This is a genomic window from Citrobacter sp. CRE-46, from assembly GCF_059615875.1.
This window is the reverse complement of sequence record NZ_CM184341.1, coordinates 3,071,492-3,085,097: the sequence shown is the minus strand read 5'-3', so window position 1 is coordinate 3,085,097 and position 13,606 is coordinate 3,071,492. Positions and strand designations below refer to the sequence as shown.

16 protein-coding genes and 1 pseudogene are annotated in these 13,606 nt (G+C 51.4%); 11 read left to right on the top strand and 6 right to left on the bottom strand.

The features are described from left to right. Window positions 1-3: 3 nt before the first annotated feature. From hflD to rluE, 4 genes are read right to left on the bottom strand one after another with little or no spacing between them, the layout of a single operon-like run. Window positions 4-645 (bottom strand): high frequency lysogenization protein HflD, encoded by a 642-nt coding sequence (gene hflD, locus AC534G_RS15050; protein ID WP_032940122.1) that lies wholly within the window; start codon window positions 643-645, stop codon window positions 4-6. Between the two features lie 34 nt (window positions 646-679). Continuing rightward, window positions 680-1,786 carry a tRNA 2-thiouridine(34) synthase MnmA gene (gene mnmA / locus AC534G_RS15045; RefSeq protein ID WP_162620728.1) on the bottom strand — a complete coding sequence of 369 codons (1,107 nt, stop codon included), beginning with the start codon at window positions 1,784-1,786 and terminating at the stop codon, window positions 680-682. A 53-nt stretch (window positions 1,787-1,839) separates the two neighbouring features. After that, on the bottom strand, window positions 1,840-2,301 hold the full coding sequence (locus AC534G_RS15040; RefSeq protein ID WP_038639907.1) for an NUDIX hydrolase: 462 nt from the start codon (window positions 2,299-2,301) through the stop codon (window positions 1,840-1,842). 9 nt (window positions 2,302-2,310) lie between these two features. After that, entirely contained in the window at window positions 2,311-2,934 is a 624-nt protein-coding gene (gene rluE, locus AC534G_RS15035) for a 23S rRNA pseudouridine(2457) synthase RluE (protein ID WP_110498297.1), read from the bottom strand. Window positions 2,935-3,135: 201 nt separating this feature from the next. On the opposite strand from rluE, the gene icd reads away from it, so the two are divergent. Then, entirely contained in the window at window positions 3,136-4,386 is a 1,251-nt protein-coding gene (gene icd, locus AC534G_RS15030) for an NADP-dependent isocitrate dehydrogenase (protein ID WP_110498295.1), read from the top strand. 98 nt (window positions 4,387-4,484) lie between these two features. Here the strand turns inward: icd and AC534G_RS15025 are convergent. Beyond that, a pseudogene (locus AC534G_RS15025) lies at window positions 4,485-4,640 on the bottom strand (integrase); the annotation flags it as partial. A gap of 38 nt (window positions 4,641-4,678) precedes the next feature. Between AC534G_RS15025 and AC534G_RS15020 the strand changes: the two are divergent. From AC534G_RS15020 to AC534G_RS14975, 10 genes are all read left to right on the top strand, one after another. Next, window positions 4,679-5,407 (top strand): MerR family transcriptional regulator, encoded by a 729-nt coding sequence (locus AC534G_RS15020; RefSeq protein WP_038639917.1) that lies wholly within the window; start codon window positions 4,679-4,681, stop codon window positions 5,405-5,407. Window positions 5,408-5,611: 204 nt separating this feature from the next. Then, a complete protein-coding gene (locus tag AC534G_RS15015) occupies window positions 5,612-6,046 on the top strand; it encodes a nuclear transport factor 2 family protein (RefSeq protein WP_038639921.1) in 435 nt (144 codons plus the stop codon). Next, window positions 6,043-6,762: an SDR family NAD(P)-dependent oxidoreductase gene (locus tag AC534G_RS15010; protein ID WP_069324322.1), complete on the top strand. Its 720-nt coding sequence runs from the start codon at window positions 6,043-6,045 to the stop codon at window positions 6,760-6,762. Before AC534G_RS15015 ends, AC534G_RS15010 begins: the two co-directional genes overlap by 4 nt. Continuing rightward, window positions 6,759-8,015: an NAD(P)/FAD-dependent oxidoreductase gene (locus tag AC534G_RS15005; RefSeq protein WP_110498293.1), complete on the top strand. Its 1,257-nt coding sequence runs from the start codon at window positions 6,759-6,761 to the stop codon at window positions 8,013-8,015. The genes AC534G_RS15010 and AC534G_RS15005 overlap by 4 nt, the downstream gene beginning before the upstream one ends. A 1-nt stretch (window position 8,016) precedes the next feature. Further along, window positions 8,017-8,739: a DUF1365 domain-containing protein gene (locus tag AC534G_RS15000; RefSeq protein WP_110498291.1), complete on the top strand. Its 723-nt coding sequence runs from the start codon at window positions 8,017-8,019 to the stop codon at window positions 8,737-8,739. Continuing rightward, window positions 8,736-9,956: an SAM-dependent methyltransferase gene (locus AC534G_RS14995; RefSeq protein ID WP_110498289.1), complete on the top strand. Its 1,221-nt coding sequence runs from the start codon at window positions 8,736-8,738 to the stop codon at window positions 9,954-9,956. The genes AC534G_RS15000 and AC534G_RS14995 overlap by 4 nt, the downstream gene beginning before the upstream one ends. Beyond that, window positions 9,953-10,435, top strand: a complete 483-nt coding sequence (locus AC534G_RS14990; RefSeq protein WP_110498287.1) for a DUF2878 domain-containing protein — start codon at window positions 9,953-9,955, stop codon at window positions 10,433-10,435. Before AC534G_RS14995 ends, AC534G_RS14990 begins: the two co-directional genes overlap by 4 nt. After that, window positions 10,435-10,962, top strand: a complete 528-nt coding sequence (locus tag AC534G_RS14985) for a hypothetical protein (protein WP_110498285.1) — start codon at window positions 10,435-10,437, stop codon at window positions 10,960-10,962. Before AC534G_RS14990 ends, AC534G_RS14985 begins: the two co-directional genes overlap by 1 nt. Beyond that, window positions 10,959-11,489, top strand: coding sequence for a DUF3833 domain-containing protein (locus tag AC534G_RS14980; RefSeq protein ID WP_042308962.1), 531 nt, complete (start codon window positions 10,959-10,961; stop codon window positions 11,487-11,489). The genes AC534G_RS14985 and AC534G_RS14980 overlap by 4 nt, the downstream gene beginning before the upstream one ends. A 13-nt stretch (window positions 11,490-11,502) precedes the next feature. Further along, entirely contained in the window at window positions 11,503-12,462 is a 960-nt protein-coding gene (locus AC534G_RS14975) for a YbgA family protein (RefSeq protein WP_110498283.1), read from the top strand. A 130-nt stretch (window positions 12,463-12,592) separates the two neighbouring features. Here the strand turns inward: AC534G_RS14975 and yibB are convergent, their stop codons facing one another. Beyond that, the gene (gene yibB / locus AC534G_RS14970; protein WP_110498281.1) at window positions 12,593-13,450 is read right to left on the bottom strand and encodes a protein YibB; all 858 of its coding nucleotides are present in this window, start codon (window positions 13,448-13,450) and stop codon (window positions 12,593-12,595) included. Window positions 13,451-13,606: the final 156 nt, after the last annotated feature.

The window sequence follows — 13,606 nt, the reverse complement described above, 5'->3', positions numbered from 1 at the left end:
AGATCACAACTCCGGGGTTAAATGAGCAAGAATTTGTTTTGCCTGAGTCGTCAGGCGATTACGAGAAAACATGAGTTGCAGACGGCCTCCACCAACCTGATGCCAGAGCACGGCTGCACGAATGCCAGCCAGTAGCGAAGCGCGTACTTTGGCCTGAACCTGCGGGCTCTGAAGGATGGCAGGAGAACCCGTAACCTGAATACGCGGGCCGAGTGGGCTGATGACGTCAACATAAATGCCGGCCATTGCGCTCATCAGCGTTTCTGACTGCAAATCAAAATGGTCCAACTGGCGCTGCAAGCCGTTGATACGGTCTCCCAGCGTGTCCATAGCGCCTTTGGCAGCTGACAGCTTACGCTCCAGTACCATCAGGCTTAACGTGTAGCGGGTGAGTTCCGCATTCAGCCCCTGACGACTGCTGGCGTTGAGCACGCCGAGCAACGTTTCAAGGCCAAGTCGCAGGTTAGCTTCACTCCCGCCAAAAACCCCAAGCGTAGAGCTGGGGTTCATGTCGATGATACTGTTGAGCGAAACGTGTAACGCATCGGCATCACAATGCCCCTGGTGCGCCAGTTCTTGCACCAGGCGTGCCGACTGGCATATACCTGCCAGGGCGAGGGTGATGTCATAATAGTTCTTTGCCACGTTCACTGCTTCCTTGTATCAAATGTGTAAATAATTAGACCGGCAAAGGCAGGCGTTGTTCGATAATTCCGCCGCCGAGGCAGACTTCGCCATTGTAAAAGACAGCCGACTGACCCGGCGTTACCGCCGCGACAGGTTCGTCGAAAATGACTTCAATACGTTCAGCATCCAGCGCTTTAACGGTGCACGGAATGTCGGTCTGACGATAACGGGTTTTCACCGTGCAGCGCATGGTGCCGGTGAACGGTTCGCGATCGACCCAATGCAGCTGTTGCGCCACCAGACCAACGGACATCAGACGTGGGTGTTCGTGACCCTGAGCGACAACCAGAATGTTGTTCTCAACATCTTTATCCACCACATACCATGGATCTTCCGTCCCTTCTTTTGTACCGCCAATGCCCAGACCTTTACGTTGGCCCAGAGTGTGGTACATCAGCCCCTGGTGCTGGCCAATTTCTTCACCGTCAACGGTGATGATTTTACCTGGCTGAGCGGGCAGGTAGCGACCAAGAAATTCGCGGAACTTGCGTTCGCCGATGAAGCAGATACCGGTGGAGTCTTTTTTCCTGGCCGTAATTAGTCCGAGATCTTCGGCAATTTTACGCACCTGTGGTTTTTCCAGTTCGCCAACCGGGAACAGGCTTTGCGCGATTTGCTCATGGCCGAGCGTGTAGAGGAAATAGCTCTGGTCTTTATTGCCATCGAGCCCTCGCAGCAGGCGGCTTTTTCCGTCGACATCCGCGCGGCGTACGTAGTGACCGGTGGCGATGTAATCGGCACCTAAATCTTCTGCGGCAAACTCAAGGAAGGCTTTAAATTTGATTTCTTTATTGCACAGAATATCCGGGTTCGGCGTACGACCCGCTTTGTACTCTTCCAGGAACAGTTCAAAGACGTTGTCCCAGTATTCTGCAGCAAAGTTAACGGTATGCAGTTCAATGCCGAGTTTGTCGCAAACAGCCTGCGCATCCGCGAGGTCGGCAGCCGCTGTGCAATATTCCTCACCATCGTCCTCTTCCCAGTTCTTCATGAACAGGCCTTCTACCTGATAACCCTGTTGTTGCAACAACCAGGCAGATACGGAAGAATCGACACCGCCGGACATGCCGACGATCACTTTTTTTGGGCTTTCAGACATAGGAATACTCACGACATTGAACTTCAAGGCGGCATATTCTAGCACGCAGCCCTTTACTTGACACCCTCTGTAAACGGCCAGTTAAATTCGCCGATCGTTGCCAGCGGATAGCGCTCTCCACTCTGGTAACAGAGAATGCTCTCGGCAACCAGCGGCGAACGCAGATTTGGCGCTGAAAGAATCTCTTCTGCGCTGACCCAGCGACAGCAATCTATATCACTGTCATGAGGTTCAGTAGCGCACATATTGGCAAGTTCGATAGAAAACAGAAAACGCAAAAAGGGCGTTTTGTCTGGCGCAATCCATTGATGCATTCGAATGAAATGCTGCGGTTGTGCGTTGATGCCTGTCTCTTCCCATAGCTCACGAGCGGCGGCCTGCACCAGAGTTTCGTCCGCTTCCAGGTGCCCGGCAGGTTGATTCCACAAAGCTTTGCCGTTGATGGTTTCCTCAACCACTAAAAATTTATCTTCTGCATGCACAATGCAGGCGACCGTGACGTGTGGTTTGAACATACAGCTTCCTTATACAGTTGCATCCCGCCATTCGCCGTTAGCGAGATTTTCCAGTGTGTAATCGCCCATGGCATAGCGTATGAGGCGCAGCGTAGGAAACCCAACATGCGCCGTCATCCGACGTACCTGACGGTTGCGGCCTTCATATAAGGTGACTTTTAGCCAACTGGTGAGAATATTCTTCCGTTCACGAATGGGCGGGTTTCTCGGCCACAGCCAGGCAGGTTCTTCTACCATTTGAATTCCTGCGGGCAGTGTAGGGCCATCGTTGAGCGTTACGCCAGTACGCAGGGCTTCCAGCGCCTCGGGCGTAGGTTCTCCCTCAACCTGAACATAATAAATTTTCCCCGTGCGCTTGCCGGGCTGCGTTAACCGCGCCTGTAATGCGCCATCGTTGGTCAGCACTAAAAGCCCTTCACTGTCCCGATCCAAACGACCCGCAGCATACACGCCTTGCACGGGAATAAAATCTTTTAACGTTTTGCGTCCGGCTTCGTCAGTAAATTGTGGCAAAACATCGTAGGGTTTATTGAACAAAACCACGCGTTTTGGCTGGTTTTCTTTACGCTGTTTAGTGACTTGTCGTGAGCTGAATCGCTTAACTTGGTGATTTCTAAAAGAAGTTTTTTGCATGGTATTTTCAGATTATATCAATTGCCGCATTATAGCCTAAGAACGAGTGTCTTTCATGGCGACGAACAATAGGGTAGTATTGACACGCTCATTACAAATCATTAACAAAAAATTGCTCTAACGCAGTCGTGCAGCAGGACGCCAATGCACATGCAGCGCGATGACAGACGAGCAAACCAGAAGCGCTCGAAGGAGAGGTGAATGGAAAGCAAAGTAGTTGTTCCGGCGGAAGGTAAGAAGATCACCCTGCAAAACGGCAAACTCAACGTTCCTGAAAATCCGATTATCCCGTTCATTGAAGGCGACGGTATCGGCGTTGATGTAACCCCACCGATGATCAAAGTTGTCGATGCTGCTGTCAAGAAAGCCTATAAAGGCGAGCGTAAAATCTCCTGGATGGAAATCTACACCGGCGAGAAATCCACTCAGGTTTATGGTCAGGACGTCTGGCTGCCTGCTGAAACCCTTGATCTAATTCGTGAGTATCGTGTTGCCATCAAAGGCCCTCTGACCACGCCAGTTGGCGGCGGTATTCGCTCTCTGAACGTTGCTCTGCGTCAGGAACTTGACCTGTATGTCTGCCTGCGCCCGGTGCGTTATTACCAGGGTACGCCAAGCCCGGTAAAACACCCTGAACTGACCGACATGGTTATCTTCCGTGAAAACTCCGAAGATATCTATGCGGGTATCGAGTGGAAAGCGGACTCCGCAGACGCAGAGAAAGTGATTAAATTCCTGCGCGAAGAAATGGGCGTGAAGAAAATTCGCTTCCCGGAACATTGCGGCATTGGTATCAAGCCGTGTTCTGAAGAAGGGACTAAGCGTCTGGTTCGTGCGGCGATTGAATACGCCATCGCGAACGATCGCGATTCTGTGACCCTGGTACATAAAGGTAACATCATGAAGTTCACTGAAGGCGCGTTCAAAGACTGGGGTTACCAGTTAGCGCGTGACGAATTCGGTGGTGAATTGATCGATGGCGGCCCGTGGGTGAAAATCAAGAACCCGAAATCCGGCAAAGAAATCGTGGTTAAGGACGTTATCGCCGATGCGTTCCTGCAACAAATCCTGCTGCGCCCTGCTGAGTATGATGTGATTGCGTGTATGAACCTGAACGGCGACTACATCTCTGATGCGCTGGCAGCACAGGTGGGTGGTATTGGTATCGCGCCGGGCGCGAACATCGGTGACGAATGTGCGCTGTTCGAAGCGACTCATGGTACTGCGCCGAAGTACGCAGGCCAGGATAAAGTGAACCCAGGTTCCATCATTCTGTCTGCTGAAATGATGTTGCGCCACATGGGGTGGGTTGAAGCGGCTGACCTGATTGTTAAAGGTATGGAAGGCGCGATCAACGCTAAGACCGTAACTTATGATTTCGAACGTCTGATGGACGGCGCTAAGCTGCTGAAATGTTCAGAGTTTGGTGACGCGATCATCGAAAACATGTAATCCAGATTCTGGGTTGTGTGAGAACGGGAGCCGAGAGGTTCCCGTTTTTTATGCCTGCAACATTGTTCCCCAAAACGTTTCCCCAAAACCAGGCGTGCTCACCCTGTTTTTACTTCGACAACTGTCCAATCCTTACCCCTGTCGTCGTGATATTTGTCTGTCATTTCTCTTGATTTATGTTCCAATAATTTCTGGATATCAATCCCTTGTGTTTTATATCTTCTTTCTGAAAGTGATTGTTGCTCGTGGTTCGTAGTATATTGAAAGTATTCTTGGTTATTCGGTGCTCTGTATGTCCTATTCCATCGGTGAATTTGCGCGGCTTTGTGGAATAACCGCCACAACGCTGCGCGCCTGGCAACGTCGTTATGGACTTCTCAAACCACAGCGTACGGAGGGTGGGCACCGGTTGTATAGCGATGACGATATCCAACAGGCGCTTAAAATTCTCGATTGGGTGAAAAAAGGCGTACCGATAAGCCAGGTTAAACCGTTGCTGTCCCGCCCTGGTGCCCGGCGAACGAATAACTGGCTCGCTCTGCAAGAGAGTATGCTGCAGCGCCTGAACGAAGGGAAAATAGAATCTCTGCGCCAGCTTATTTATGATGCCGGCCGCGAATATCCCCGCCCTGAACTGGTGAGCGAGGTGCTGCGCCCTCTGCGAAGCCAGGTATCAGCTAACGTGCCGGCTATCATGACGCTGCGTGAAATCCTCGATGGTATTATTATTTCTTACACCTCGTTTTGCCTGGAAGGGGATAAGCGTGCGCCGGGCGATAACTACCTGATTACAGGCTGGCATCTTACCGACCCCTGCGAGATCTGGCTTGAAGCGCTTGGTCGCACTGGACAGGGACATCGCATTGATGTGCTTCCTGTACCGCCCGCGATGCTTGCGCCTGAAATTTTCCCCGATCGCAAATGGCTGTTGGTGACGTCCGGCAAACTCACCGTAGCGCGCAAAAAACAGATAGACCTCTGGCAACAGCAGGTCAACTCCCTCGAAGTGATCCCGCTTTAATCCTCTGTCATTACCTTTCTTGTGTGTTGATTGGCCACTACCTTAGTGGCTTACGAATAAATTCTCTCAAAAATAATAAATTTTAATTTGTTGAATTAAATGAATTTATAATTATTTTTTAGTATAAACTTGGACAAATTAAAGTCTTTGTGTAAGTTTTAATTATACCGCCTACGTAATGTGGTTCACACAAGGGTAAGAGCTATGCGCGCACCGCCATCCGTTATCGACAGGTTTGTGGATTACTACGCCAGTTTGGATCGCCAGCCCGTCCCCGCGCTTGCCGGGTTGTACGACGTGCACGCGGTACTTGTCGATCCCTTCGGGGAACATAACGGGCTGTTTGCCATTCAGCGCTATTTCTCGCATCTCCTGGCGAATGTGAACGCCTGCCGTTTTGCCATTGACCCTCCACTGTGTGAGACCGGGCGGTTTGCCGTGACGTGGACAATGTACTGGTCACATCCGCGTATTGCTGGCGGAGAAATACGATCTTTGCCGGGATGTTCAATGGTCGAGACACATGGCGAGAAGATTTTTCGCCAGCGTGATTATTACGATGCCGGTGAGATGCTCTATGAGCATCTACCGCTGTTGGGTTGGGCCGTTCGCCACGTTAAAAGGAGGGTGCGCGCATGATGACTGTCCTCATTACTGGCGCAAGTTCTGGGATTGGCGCCGGGCTTGCAAAATCATGGGCCGATGACGGCTGTCACGTGATTGCCTGTGGCCGCAATCCCGAAAGGCTGGAACAACTGCGCCAATCCCACGCTAACATCACAGTACGCCTGTTCGATATGACAGACAGGGACGCCTGTCGCCAGGCGTTGGCGGACTGCAAACCCGAACTGGTTATTCTCTGTGCCGGAACTTGCGAATATCTCGACCACGGCTGGATAGATGCAGGGAAGGTTGAACGGGTGATGGCGGCGAATTATCAGGGCCCCATCAACTGCCTGGCAGCGCTTCAGCCGCAGTTAACTTCCGGTAACCGCGTGGTGCTGGTCAGTTCGATGGCGCACTGGCTGCCGTTCCCACGGGCGGAAGCCTATGGTGCGTCTAAAGCCGCGCTAACCTGGTTTGCCAATAGTTTGCGTCTGGACTGGGAGCCAAAAGGTATTGCCGTGACCGTCGTTTCGCCAGGATTTGTTGATACCCCGCTTACCCGTAAAAACGATTTTCCTATGCCCGGGCAGGTGAGTGTAGAGCAGGCGGTGAAGGCTATTCGCCGTGGCCTGGCGAAAGGAAAAAATAGTATTGCCTTCCCGACAGGTTTTGGCGTGTTGCTGCGTCTGTTGGCCGGGCTGCCTGAGAGTCTCCAGCGCGCGTTGCTGCGCAGGATGGTGCGTTCATGAAAATTGCTATCATTGGCAGTGGTATTGCCGGATTAACCTGCGCCTGGCGTCTGGCCGGACATCATCAGGTGACGCTTTTTGAAGCGGCGTCGACCCCGGGCGGTCATACTGCGACGGTAGATATAGCGACTCCACAGGGGAATTTCGCGATTGATAGCGGCTTTATCGTCTACAACGACCGAACTTATCCGCGTTTTATGGGCTTGCTGAGTGAACTCGGTATCCAGGGGCAAAAAACGCAGATGAGTTTTTCGGTGCATAATACGCAAAGCGGTATGGAGTACAGCGGTCATACGCTGACTTCCTTGTTCGCCCAACGTCAGAACCTGCTCAAACCCGCATTTTGGGGAATGCTGAAAGAGATTGTCCGTTTTAATCGTCTGGCGAAACGGGCATTGAATGATGTCGATGCAAACGCCACGCTACAGACCTTTCTCGACCAGCACCACTTCAGCGCGTTCTTTGCGCGTCATTATATTCTGCCGATGGGCGCAGCCATCTGGTCATCTTCGCTACAGGAGATGCGCCGTTTTCCGTTGCCGCTGTTCTTACGCTTCTTTGAACACCACGGCCTGCTGGATATCTGGCATCGTCCGCAGTGGTACGTGGTGCCAGGCGGATCGCGCGAGTACATTCGCGTTATGCTGGCGAAGCTGGGTGAGCGTCTGGCATTGCACCTCAATGCGCCTGTTCAGCAGGTTATTCGTCACGATAGCGGCGTCAAAATCCAGTTGGCAGGATCAGTACAGACGTTTGATCAGGTGATCTTCGCTTGTCATTCTTCGCAGGCTCTGGTCGTGCTTGGTGATGCCACCCCCGCAGAACGCGACGTGCTGGGCGCAATTAGCTGGCAGCGTAACGAGGTCGTATTGCACAGCGATCGCCGCTGGTTACCGGTACGCGAACGCGCGTGGGCAAGCTGGAATTACCGTCTGAGTGGGCAAGATCGCGCCAGCGCCTGCGTCACCTATAACATGAATATTCTCCAGGGATTACCCGAAGGAAGCCCGCTATTCTGCGTGACCCTCAACCCGGACACCCCTATTGACGAGCGATTCGTCTGGCGACGCTTTGTCTACGAGCACCCATTGTTTAATCCCGACAGCTGGCGCGCGCAGGCGCGCCGCACTGAGATCAACGGCCTGCGTCGGACCTGGTTCTGCGGGGCTTATTGGTACAACGGCTTTCATGAGGATGGCGTGCGCAGCGCGCTCGATGTAGTACAAGGCATTGCCGCAGGAGAGGGGGGCTAAGATGAACAGCTGCCTGTACCACGGTGTTTTGCGCCATCGCCGCCTCCAGCCAGCAACACACCAGTTTAGTTATCAGGTGTTTATGGCGTGGCTCGATTTAGATGAACTCGCACAGCTTCCGGGCGTGGGCGTGAAACGCAATCGCTTCGCCGCGGCCGCTTTTCATGATGCGGATTACCCGCTGGGGACACCGTTAAGAGAGAGCGTGTTGAATAAGCTTGCCTGCCTGACGGGCGAACATCCCGGGGGGCGTGTAATGCTTCTGACACAACTGCGCTATTTCGGTTTTCATTTTAACCCGGTCAATTTTTACTACTGCTATGACCGTTCACAGCGTCTGCGCTGGGTACTGGCGGAAGTCCGCAATACGCCATGGAATGAGCGACATTACTACGCTGTAGACGCACAGGAAAAGCGTCCGTTGGAAAAAGCGTTCCATGTATCGCCGTTTAACCCGATGGATATGGTCTATCACTGGCGATTTAACCCGCCGGGTAAAACGCTGCATATGCATATCGAAAACCACCAGGCAGAGAAGATTTTTGATGCCAGCCTGATGCTCAAACGCGAGCCGTTGACGCAGGCGAGTTTACGCGCGTTGCTGCTACGACTGCCGTTAATGACGCTGAAAACGGTGTTCGCGATTTACTGGCAGGCGCTACGCCTGTGGCTCAAGCGAGTCCCTCTCTACAACCATCCCGTCAGCAGGAGTGAACGATCATGACCGATCCCGTCTTTGCGCTTGAACCTGATGTTCCGCGCAACCTGCGTGTGGCGCGTTGGCTTCTTTTCCGCATGCTGAGCGGCCTTCGCCAGGGTTCAGTCACGGTGCGGGAAGGGGAGCAGACCTTACACTTTGGTGATGTTTCAGCTGAATTACGCGCTGAAGTACATATTCTCTCGCCCACGGTGTACTGGCGGGTGCTGAAAGGCGGAAGTCTTGCAGCGGCTGAGGCCTGGATGGACGGAGAGTGGGAAACGCAACAGCTCACGCCGTTACTGCAAATATTTGCGCTTAACAGCACCCTACTGGGACGCCTGGAAAGCGGTTTTCGCCTGCTTGGCCGACCCGCCGAGCGTTTGCGTCACTGGACGCGTCGCAACCATCGACAACAAGCAAGAGAAAACATTGCCGCGCATTACGATCTCGGTAATGCATTTTACGCGCACTTTCTTGATGAGGATTTACTCTATTCCAGCGCCTTATTCACCTGCCCCGAGCAGTCTTTAGCGCAGGCTCAGCAGGCCAAAATGGCGCGGCTTTGCGAACAACTGGCACTGACCGCGAATGACCACCTGCTGGAGATTGGTACTGGTTGGGGGGCGATGGCGGAATACGCCGCCCGCCACTACGGTTGCCGTGTAACCACCACGACCCTGTCTCAGGAACAGTTTGCCTGGGCGAAAGCGCGGATTGCCCGCGCAGGTTTACAGGAGAGAGTCAACGTCCTGCTGTGCGACTACCGCGACCTGACCGGGGAATTCGACAAACTGGTGTCGGTTGAAATGATCGAAGCGGTTGGTCAGCGTTATCTGCCGACGTTTTTCCGTACCTGCCAGGCGCGACTGCGTCGTGGGGGAAAACTGGCGATTCAGGCCATTACCATTCAGGATCAGCGCTATCGCGAATACAGCAAAAGCGTTGATTTTATTCAGCGCTATATCTTTCCAGGGGGCTTTTTACCCAGTATCACCGCGATGAGCGGCCTGATGACAAAGCATACTGACTTTGTGGTTCGTAATCTGTTCGATATGGGGCCCGACTACGCCCGGACGCTTGCGCACTGGCGACAAGGATTTGTTCACGCCTGGCATGACATTGAAAAACTGGGATTTGATGAGCGTTTTCGTCGTATGTGGCTGTACTACTTCGGCTACTGCGAAGCCGGTTTTAACGCCCGCACGATCAGCGTGGTGCAACTGACGGCGGAACGTCCATGAACCGCCATTTACAGGTCTTTATCCTGGCTGTCGGGTTCGAGCTGTACTGGCTCATCGTGGTGTTATTTCGTGAGCGCGGCCTGGCGTTATGGCTTGGGCTGGCTATTCTGGCCTGCTTCTTGCTGCCGTCTGCGCAACGTCTGTACGCGTTAATGCTGGCAGCGGTGGGTAGTGGTCTGGATGCGCTGTGGGCGTTGACGGGGTTGATTAATTTTCACGGCGAAGCATTGTTGCCGTTATGGATGGTTGCGCTTTGGCTCATGTTCGCTGTCCTGTGGACGCACCTTACCTGCTCGACTACCTTGCCGGGATGGCTGCTGGCCATAATGGCCACCGGTGGTGGGCCGATCGCCTATGTGATAGGAGAGCGTTTGGGGGCCATTACTTTTCTGGAACCAACATTTATTGTTGCTGGCTTAATGGCGGCGGGCTGGCTGGTGTTGATGCTGTTTTTTCATATTTTCATGGGGAAACACTAATGAAACCTGCCTTATTGATACTGCTGGGCGTCATGGCGACGGCGCCTTTTGCCGGTGCCGCTGACTGGTTAAGCTGGCGGAAAGTCGGCGATGCGACGCTCTCCTGGGGACCATTCACGATCTATACCTCACAACTGCGCACGCCGGATGGGCGCTATCGCGGGCTGAAAGAGGATCAAGCACTGATTATCACCTATCAGCGCTATATTGAACGGCAAGAACTGGTTAATGCCACCCGCGATCAATGGCGAGCGCAGGGGATTCTCGTGCGGGAAGCGCAGAGTGAGTCCTGGCTTCGCATGTTGAGTGAGATATGGCCAGACGTCGCGCCAGGTACGCAACTGGCTTTTGTATTGCAAGATAAGCAGGGGAAGTTTTGGTATCGCGCTTCAGCGGCTCAAAGGCACTTTATCCCGCTTGGCCCACCGCAGTCGGCGGCGTTCAGCGAAAACTTTCTCTCTGTCTGGCTGGGTTCCCGCACGCAATATCCTGAGCTGCGTCAGCAGCTTACTGGAGGTAAAAAATGAAACGTTTATTGGCCCTGAGCCTGCCCTTGCTGATGCAGGTGGCTGGTTGTAGCGCTGAAATTGCCGACTATCGGCAACAGCAGCCGACGCTGGATATCTTTCAGTATTTTCAGGGAGAAACGCAAGCATGGGGGATGATTCAGGACCGCAGCGGTAAACAGCTTCGTCGCTTCCATGTCGATATTAACGGCGATGTGGTGGGAGACACATTGACCCTCAACGAACGCTTTGTGTACGACGATGGAGAGAAACAGCAGCGGGTATGGCATATCCGTAAAGTTAGCGCCGATCGTTACGAAGGTACTGCCGGTGACATTGAAGGCGTGGCGAAGGGGCAAGCAGCGGGCAACGCGTTCAACTGGCATTACAGCATGAATGTGAAAGCCAGCGGCAGAACCTGGTTGCTGAATTTTGACGACTGGATGTACATGCAGGATGCTAACCATCTGTTTAATAAAACGGAGATGAAGAAATTTGGCCTCACCGTCGGTACGGTGACGCTTTTCTTCTCCCGTAAAACGCGATAGTGAGGAAGAGGTCATGAAAATGCAACCCATCGTTGGGATCAGCGGCTGTTTAACGGGATCTGCCGTCCGCTTTGACGGCGGGCATAAACGGGCAGAATTTGCGATGGAGAAACTAGCCCAGTGGGTGACTTTCCAGCCTGTTTGCCCGGAGATGGCGATAGGTTTGCCTGTCCCTCGGCCAGCGCTGCGCCTGGTGCAAACGACTGTCGGGGATATTCGCATGCGTTTTAGTCACGCACCTCACGAAGACGTGACCGACGAAATGGCTGACTTCTGCCAGCGGTATCTGGCAGGGCTGGACACACTGTCCGGTTTTATCGTCTGTGCAAAATCCCCCAGTTGTGGCATGGAACGTGTGCGCTTATATGACGATAAAGGCAATCGCGGGCGTAAAGACGGGGTGGGACTGTTTACCGCCGCGCTGATGGAGAAATATCCGTGGCTACCGGTAGAAGAAGACGGGCGACTGCACGATCCGGTCCTACGCGAAAACTTCGTCGAAAGGGTTTTCGCGCTACATGAGCTCAATATGCTGCGCAAAAATGGCCTGACACGGCGGGCTCTACTGGATTTTCATAGCCGTTATAAATTGCAATTGCTGGCTCACCATCAGGCCGGATACAGGCAAATTGGCCCATTTGTCGCATCACTGCATGAATGGGAGGATCTGGAGGCTTTCTTTGCGGTCTACCGGGATAATTTAGTGACAATTCTGAAGAAACCCGCCTCACGTAAAAACCACACAAACGTGCTTATGCACATTCAGGGGTACTTCCGTAATCAATTAACAATGCGTCAGCGCGGCGAGTTGCGCGAGGTGATCCTTCATTACCGCGCAGGACTACTGCCCATCCTGGCCCCGATGACGTTGCTGAAACATTATCTGGCGGAATACCCGGACGATTATCTGCTGACGCAGAATTACTTTGATCCCTACCCGCAAGAATTAGCATTGCGACTGAATGTTAATTGATCATGACTGATAAACAGAACCGAGCAGAGTGATAATTTATGTCGTGTTCGAAATCTTTAATTACCGCTCTTCGCTCATAGTAGACGTCAGCTTTACCTTTATCGGTATTGTGTATGTCTACAATTTAATCTTATTTCCCGATAAGTGTTACTTTTAACCTTCGTGAAAAAGAAACAAAATCATTCCTGCCATACAGTTTAAACAAATTGAACCATTGGTTTTTACCGAGATGATTTAGTTTGATTAATTGAGGTTTATAATGGTAGCACATTATAAAAATACCCTGATCATCATCCACAATATTGTTTTTAAGCGTTGTCATTTGGCACTGACAAACCAATTCATAAAATTCTTTCCATTTATTTTGTGTTGCAACAATGGCACCGCCAATAATATAAGAGCGATTATTAATCATGTGATCGAAAACCTGATGAAGCGTTTTGACAGTTAACCCTTTTTTTACTGTGAATAAGTTAACTTTGTTGACGTCAAAACGATAATTCCAGCGAGATAATCCATCTATTACTTGCGCATTACGACAGTAACCAAAATCAACCCATGCAACCATATTATTATTTACAAGGTTTAACTCTATTGCCTTATTTACAAAATATGTCTTCAGGTTGCAAACTAGTACGTAGTCTGAGGACCAGTATTCAGGGTTTATTAGTTGGCGAGTTTCAAGCTTATTTCTAAACTCATCATTTCTCTGGATCTGAGAAATCCTGTTTTTAATGTGTTGGAATTTTTTATTAATATCTAAGGGGATTACAACAGTACGTTTACCATTTCTAATTTTTTCTATTTTTGGTTTAAGATCGCAGGATGTAAATATAACCATGTCATTATCTAACTCAGACAAGTTTTTAAAATAATTGATGTAGGTATCAGATGTTCTCTCTAGATGAGGGGAGAAACCTTTATCACTCGTCCAGTTCCCGCGTCCTATATCGAAAAATGCTGTAACGATGGTAATAGATGAATTCATTTCTATGTAGTCCGTTTTTCAATCCAATAACCATTTGATTATGGGAAATATATTTTTGATATCTGTAATAATACGGTATTCTAACAGTATCAATATGAAGCAGGAAGCATAATGTGCTATGTAAAATGATAAATAATTGTTACCAACCGCGCAGAT

What these genes read in the sequence shown, in the direction of transcription:
- AC534G_RS15040 (WP_038639907.1), bottom strand. Translation starts at nt 2,301, where the DNA reads ATGTTCAAACCACACGTCACGGTCGCCTGCATTGTGCATGCAGAAGAT.
- AC534G_RS14990 (WP_110498287.1), top strand. Translation starts at nt 9,953, where the DNA reads ATGAACCGCCATTTACAGGTCTTTATCCTGGCTGTCGGGTTCGAGCTG.
- AC534G_RS14980 (WP_042308962.1), top strand. Translation starts at nt 10,959, where the DNA reads ATGAAACGTTTATTGGCCCTGAGCCTGCCCTTGCTGATGCAGGTGGCT.
- rluE (WP_110498297.1), bottom strand. Translation starts at nt 2,934, where the DNA reads ATGCAAAAAACTTCTTTTAGAAATCACCAAGTTAAGCGATTCAGCTCA.
- AC534G_RS15010 (WP_069324322.1), top strand. Translation starts at nt 6,043, where the DNA reads ATGATGACTGTCCTCATTACTGGCGCAAGTTCTGGGATTGGCGCCGGG.
- AC534G_RS15005 (WP_110498293.1), top strand. Translation starts at nt 6,759, where the DNA reads ATGAAAATTGCTATCATTGGCAGTGGTATTGCCGGATTAACCTGCGCC.
- mnmA (WP_162620728.1), bottom strand. Translation starts at nt 1,786, where the DNA reads ATGTCTGAAAGCCCAAAAAAAGTGATCGTCGGCATGTCCGGCGGTGTC.
- AC534G_RS15000 (WP_110498291.1), top strand. Translation starts at nt 8,017, where the DNA reads ATGAACAGCTGCCTGTACCACGGTGTTTTGCGCCATCGCCGCCTCCAG.
- AC534G_RS14975 (WP_110498283.1), top strand. Translation starts at nt 11,503, where the DNA reads ATGAAAATGCAACCCATCGTTGGGATCAGCGGCTGTTTAACGGGATCT.
- AC534G_RS15015 (WP_038639921.1), top strand. Translation starts at nt 5,612, where the DNA reads ATGCGCGCACCGCCATCCGTTATCGACAGGTTTGTGGATTACTACGCC.
- icd (WP_110498295.1), top strand. Translation starts at nt 3,136, where the DNA reads ATGGAAAGCAAAGTAGTTGTTCCGGCGGAAGGTAAGAAGATCACCCTG.
- AC534G_RS15020 (WP_038639917.1), top strand. Translation starts at nt 4,679, where the DNA reads ATGTCCTATTCCATCGGTGAATTTGCGCGGCTTTGTGGAATAACCGCC.
- AC534G_RS14985 (WP_110498285.1), top strand. Translation starts at nt 10,435, where the DNA reads ATGAAACCTGCCTTATTGATACTGCTGGGCGTCATGGCGACGGCGCCT.
- AC534G_RS14995 (WP_110498289.1), top strand. Translation starts at nt 8,736, where the DNA reads ATGACCGATCCCGTCTTTGCGCTTGAACCTGATGTTCCGCGCAACCTG.
- yibB (WP_110498281.1), bottom strand. Translation starts at nt 13,450, where the DNA reads ATGAATTCATCTATTACCATCGTTACAGCATTTTTCGATATAGGACGC.